Here is a 5,244-nt window from a genome sequence, read left to right on the forward strand (position 1 = left end):
ATCAGGCCGATCTGGTGCCGCGCGGCGCGGTGCGGACGGGGCAGGACGGGGCCTACAAGGTCTTTACGCCCTTCTGGCGGGCGCTGCGCGCCCATCCCGTCGCCCTGCCGCTGGACGCCCCGCGCCTGACGCCGCCCGCGACATGGCCCGCCAGCGACGGCACCGACTGGCCCGAGGCGCGGCTGGCCATGCGCCACGGATGGGACGTTGTGGCCCGGCATGTCGAGGCGGGCGAGGATGCGGCCCGTGACCGGCTGCGGGCCTTTCTGGATGGCCCGGTCGGAACCTATTGCGAGCAGCGCGACCTGCCCTGGCGTGCGGGGACGTCGGGCCTGTCGGATGCGCTGGCGGTGGGCGAGATCAGCGCCCGCCGCATCTGGTACCTGTGCCAGGCGGCATGGCAAGAAGGCCGTCAGGGCACCGGAGATTTTCTGCGCGAACTGGGCTGGCGCGAATTCGCCCGCGACCTGTTCCACGACGATCCCCGGATGGACCGCGAATGCTGGCGGCGGGAATGGAACGGCTTTCCGTGGAAACCCGGCAACGATCAGGCTGAAAACTGGAGGCGCGCCCGGACCGGCATGCCCATCGTCGATGCAGGGCTGCGCGAATTGTTCGTGACGGGCCGGATGCACAACCGCGTGCGGATGATCGCCGCCAGCTATCTGACCAAGCATCTGCTGACCGACTGGAGGGTCGGGCTGGACTGGTTCGCGCAAACGCTAAGTGACTGGGATCCGGCCTCGAACGCGACGAACTGGCAATGGGTGGCGGGCTGCGGACCGGATGCCTCGCCCTATTTTCGTATCTTCAACCCGGAGACTCAGGCGCAGAAATTCGACGCGGCGTCGCGCTATTGCGAGTACTGGCTAAGCCCCGAAGGCAACGGCGCGCGGGATTTTGCCAAAGCCGCCCCCCGGTCCTGGCGTGTCGATCTGCGTGATATTCCCGTGCCGGAAATGTCGCTTGCGCGGGGTCGTGCGCGGGCGTTGACCGCCTATGAGGATTTCAGGCCCCGATCGCGGGAGGGCGGCACTGCCGGATGAATTGCGTCCCGCGACGGCCGGGGGCGCTGCGCCCCCCGGCCCCCCCCGCTGCCTTCCGCATGTGGTCAGGCATGGGCCAGCCGGTACTGGATCACATCGGTACGGCCGACCTCGAACGAGGCGGCGCAGGCGGCAAGGTAAAAGCGCCAGACACGGATAAAGCCGTCGTCAAAGCCCAGGTCGCGGATCTGGGGCAACCGGGCGTCAAAGCGGGCCAGCCATTCGCGCAAAGTGCGTGCATAGTCGGGGCCAAAGCCGAAGGCGTCCTGCACCGCCAGACCGGCGCGACGCGCCCCGGCCTCGAACTGCGCGGGCGAGGGCAGCATGCCGCCGGGAAAGATAAAGCTGCGGATCATGTCGCTGCTTTTGCGGTAACGTTCGAAATAGCGGTCGGCGACGGTGATCGTCTGCACCATCGCCCGGCCGCGATCCGCCAGCGCCCGCGCCAGCGCATCGAAATAGGACGGCCAGAAGCGTTCGCCAACTGCCTCGAACATCTCGATCGAAACGATGTGGTCAAAACGTCCGGTTTCGTCGCGGTAATCCTGCAATGCGATCTCGGCGCTTTTGCCCAGCCTGCCACGCGCATAGCGGGCCTGTTCCACCGACAGGGTCAGCCCTTTTGGCGCGAAATCGCCCCGTGACAGCGCGCGTTCCACAAAGCTGCCCCAGCCGCAGCCGATTTCAAGCAGCCGCCCCGAGCGGCTGGTCAGATTGTCGATGATCCGGTCATATTTGCGCTGCTGCGCCGAGGGCAGGTCATCTTTCGGACCATAGAGGGCTGAGGAATAGGTCAGGCCGGGGTCCAGCCACAGCCGATAAAACTCATTGCCCAGATCGTAATGCGCGGCGATGTTGCGCCGGGCTCCGGCGCGGGTGTTGCGGTTGAACAGATACAGCGCCCTTACCGCCAGCGCCCGTAACCTGTGGCCATAGATATAGCGGTCCAGCACCTCTTCGTTCATCAGCGCCAGCCTCAGCAGCGCCTCAAGATCCGGTGTGTCGCACCAGCCGTCGCGATAGGCTTCGGTCAGGCCGATATCGCCTTTGGCGGCCAGCGCCGGGATCGTGCGCCAGTCATGCAGGGTCAGGACCGCATCGGGGCCGGGTTCCTGCCCGCCAAAGCAATGGGTGTGGAAATCCGGCGTCGTGATAATCAGTGTGCCGCGGCGGATGCCCCCGGCTGTGTTCAGAAAATCGCGTATAATCCTGCGCTTGATCATATCCGGCTCTCCCTGCGACAATGCTTGCCTGCCGGTCGGGCACGCAAGGGCGCGACCGGCAGGACGGCGTGCAGAGGCTGCGATTCCGTGGGCGGAACGGGTGCGGCCTGCCATTGAAAGAACATCCCGATTGTCCATGACCGGGGCCAATGGCGCAAGTGCAGGCATGTCGCATGGGGTGGAACGGGTTCTGCGCGCTTGTCTTGCGAAGCCGTGGCGGGCAAGCATAGTGTTCTGCGGCAGGGCATTCCGGCCCGGCCTTTTGACGGTAAGGAAGATGACGCTCAAGGAATTTGCGCGGCTGGTCGGGCTGTCACCAACCACGGTCAGCCGGGGCCTGAATGGCCATCCCGAGGTCAGCGCCCGCACGCGTGAGCGGCTGATCGAGGCCGCGCGCCGTCATGGCTATGCGCCGAATGCGCATGCGCGGTTTCTGGCGATGGGGCATGCCTCGATCATCGGCTGCGTCATCCCGATCAGTGGCCGGAATGAGATCGTGAACCCGATCTATGCCGATTTTCTGGCCGGCGTGGGTGAGGAATGCGCCCCGCGCGGGGTCGAGATCAACCTGTCCGTAGTGCCTGATGACGGGCAGGCGGGGGCCTATCGCGCGCTGAAATCCAAGGGGCTGATCGGCGGGGTGATCGTGCAGTTCCCGCGCGTCGATGACCCGCGTCCGGCCCTGCTGCGGGAACTGGACATGCCCTTTGTCATGCATGGCCGGGTCAGCGCCTATACGCAGCCCTATTCATGGGTCGATGTGAACAACCAGCGCGCCTTTCATCGCGCGACCGAGTTTCTGCTGCAACTGGGTCATCGCCGCATCGCCCTGCTGAACGGGGATGAGTTCATGGATTTCGCCGCTCGCCGCCGCGCTGGATACGAGGCTGCGCTGACGGCGGCGGGAATCGCGCCGGATCCGTCGATGATGGCGCAGGGCGAGATGACGCTGGGGCTTGGTTATCGGTCGGCGCAGCGGATGCTGGGCATGCCCGAGCCTCCGACGGCCTTTGTGACATCCTCTATCGTGGTCGCTTCGGGTGTGGCGCAGGTACTGGATGAGGCGGGGCTGCGGCTGGGACATGACGTGTCGGTCATCACCTTTGACGACGACCTGTCCTATCAGGCTAATCCCGACGCCGTGCCGCGCTTTACCGCGATGCGTTCGCCCGTTCGGCAGGCGGGGCGACGCATTGCGCAACTGTTGATCGAGATGATCCAGCGTCCGGGCCACGCCCCTGCGCAGGAACTGATGGAGGCGCAGCTTGTCGTCGGCAGATCGACCGCGCCGCCCCGGCCCTGACCAGAGGAGAAATCATGCCAGATCCCGTTCCTTTCACAGATTTCGACAGCGTCATTGCCGGCGCGGGCAGCGCGGGCTGTGTGCTGGCCAACCGGCTGAGCGCCGACCCCGCGCGCAAGGTGCTGCTGATCGAGGCGGGCGGGTCGGATAATTACATCTGGGTGCGGGTGCCGGTGGGCTATGTCTATTGCATCGGCAATCCGCGCACCGACTGGTGCTATTCGACCGCGCCCGAGGAAGGGCTGAACGGGCGCTCGATCCGCTATCCGCGGGGCAAGCTGCTGGGTGGCTGTTCCTCGATCAACGGCATGATCTATATGCGCGGGCAGGCGCGCGACTATGATGGATGGCGGCAGGCGGGCAACGAGGGCTGGGGCTGGGACGATGTCCTGCCCTATTTCCTGAAATCCGAGAATTTTTTTGCCGGGGCGGATGCGATGCATGGCGCGGATGGCCCGATGCGCATCGAAAGACAGCGCCTGTCATGGCAGGTACTGGACGCCTTTCGCGAGGCGGCCGAGGCCTCGGGCATTCCCTTTACAGGGGATTTCAATCGCGGCGACAACGAAGGCGTCGGCTATTTCCATGTCATGCAGCGGCGCGGGCGGCGCTGGAACGCGGTGGACGGGTTTCTGAAGCCCGCGCGCAACCGCGCCAACCTGACCGTGCTGACCCATGCCGAGGTGGACCGCCTGACCTTTGACGGGCGGCGCTGCACCGGCCTGATCTTTCGCCGGGGTGGGCAGTCCCATGCCGTGACGGCGCGGGACGGGGTGATCCTGTCGGCGGGCGCGGTGGCCAGTCCGGTGATCCTGCAACGATCAGGTATCGGGGCGGCGAATGATCTGGCCGCCATCGGCGTCGCACCGCTGCACGATTTGCCGGGCGTCGGGGCGAATTTGCAGGATCATCTGCAATTGCGCACGGTCTTTGGCGTGACGGGCGTGCCGACGCTGAACGCGATGATGGCGACTCTGCCGGGCCGGATCGGTATCGGACTGGATTACATCCTGCGGCGGCGCGGACCGATGACAATGGCCCCCAGCCAGATGGGGGCATTTACACGCTCGGGCGAGGATGTGGACAGCGCCGATCTGGAGTTTCACGTCCAGCCACTGTCGCTGGATGCCTTCGGCGAGCCCCTGCACCGCGACCCGGCGATCACCGTCAGCGTCTGCAACCTGCGCCCCGAAAGCCGGGGGTACGTGCGCGCCAGTGCCGCAGATCCTGCCGCCCCACCTGTGATCGCGCCGAACTACCTGTCCACCGACAACGACCGCCGCCGCGCCATCGCCGCGCTGCGGCTGGCACGCGGGATCATGGCGCAGCCGCAGATGCAGCAGTTCCGGCCGGTCGAGAAATTGCCGGGCGCAGGTGTTGACAGCGATGCCGCCCTGCTGCGCGCCGCCGGAGATCTGGGCACGACAATCTTTCACCCGGTTGGAACGGCACGCATGGGCCGCGACCCGATGGCCGTGGTCGATCCGCAACTGCGCGTCCACGGTATCGGGGGGCTGCGTGTGGTCGATGCCTCGGTCATGCCGGCAATCGTGTCGGGAAACACCCATGCGCCGGTCACGATGATCGCCGAAAAAGCCGCCGATCTGATCCTCGCGGGGTAATTATAGCTGACGGAAGCCAATTTGATCATCAAATTGGCGCAGCATCAGCG

General features: G+C 65.8%; 4 protein-coding genes. 3 read left to right on the forward strand and 1 reads right to left on the reverse strand.

Features of this window, described 5'->3' with window-relative positions; all coding sequences use genetic code 11:
• On the forward strand, positions 1 to 1,046 hold a 1,046-nt coding region (locus ACK5L9_RS21460), incomplete at its 5' end, for a cryptochrome/photolyase family protein (RefSeq protein WP_416913491.1).
• A 65-nt stretch (positions 1,047 to 1,111) separates the two neighbouring features.
• Here the strand turns inward: ACK5L9_RS21460 and ACK5L9_RS21465 are convergent.
• Entirely contained in the window at positions 1,112 to 2,269 is a 1,158-nt protein-coding gene (locus tag ACK5L9_RS21465; RefSeq protein ID WP_416913492.1) for a class I SAM-dependent methyltransferase, read from the reverse strand.
• A 277-nt stretch (positions 2,270 to 2,546) separates the two neighbouring features.
• Here ACK5L9_RS21465 and ACK5L9_RS21470 point away from each other — a divergent pair, with 277 nt between their 5' ends.
• Both ACK5L9_RS21470 and ACK5L9_RS21475 read left to right on the forward strand, forming a co-directional pair.
• Entirely contained in the window at positions 2,547 to 3,572 is a 1,026-nt protein-coding gene (locus ACK5L9_RS21470) for a LacI family DNA-binding transcriptional regulator (protein ID WP_416913493.1), read from the forward strand.
• A 14-nt stretch (positions 3,573 to 3,586) separates the two neighbouring features.
• Positions 3,587 to 5,194, forward strand: coding sequence for a GMC family oxidoreductase (locus ACK5L9_RS21475; protein WP_416913494.1), 1,608 nt, complete (start codon positions 3,587 to 3,589; stop codon positions 5,192 to 5,194).
• The last annotated feature ends 50 nt before the right edge of the window (positions 5,195 to 5,244 follow it).

The organism is Paracoccus sp. (in: a-proteobacteria), from assembly GCF_047973135.1.
Lineage (GTDB): Bacteria > Pseudomonadota > Alphaproteobacteria > Rhodobacterales > Rhodobacteraceae > Paracoccus.

Coding starts and splice junctions, on each gene's coding strand:
- ACK5L9_RS21465 (WP_416913492.1), bottom strand. CDS start 2,269: ATGATCAAGCGCAGGATTATACGCGATTTTCTGAACACAGCCGGGGGC.
- ACK5L9_RS21470 (WP_416913493.1), top strand. CDS start 2,547: ATGACGCTCAAGGAATTTGCGCGGCTGGTCGGGCTGTCACCAACCACG.
- ACK5L9_RS21475 (WP_416913494.1), top strand. CDS start 3,587: ATGCCAGATCCCGTTCCTTTCACAGATTTCGACAGCGTCATTGCCGGC.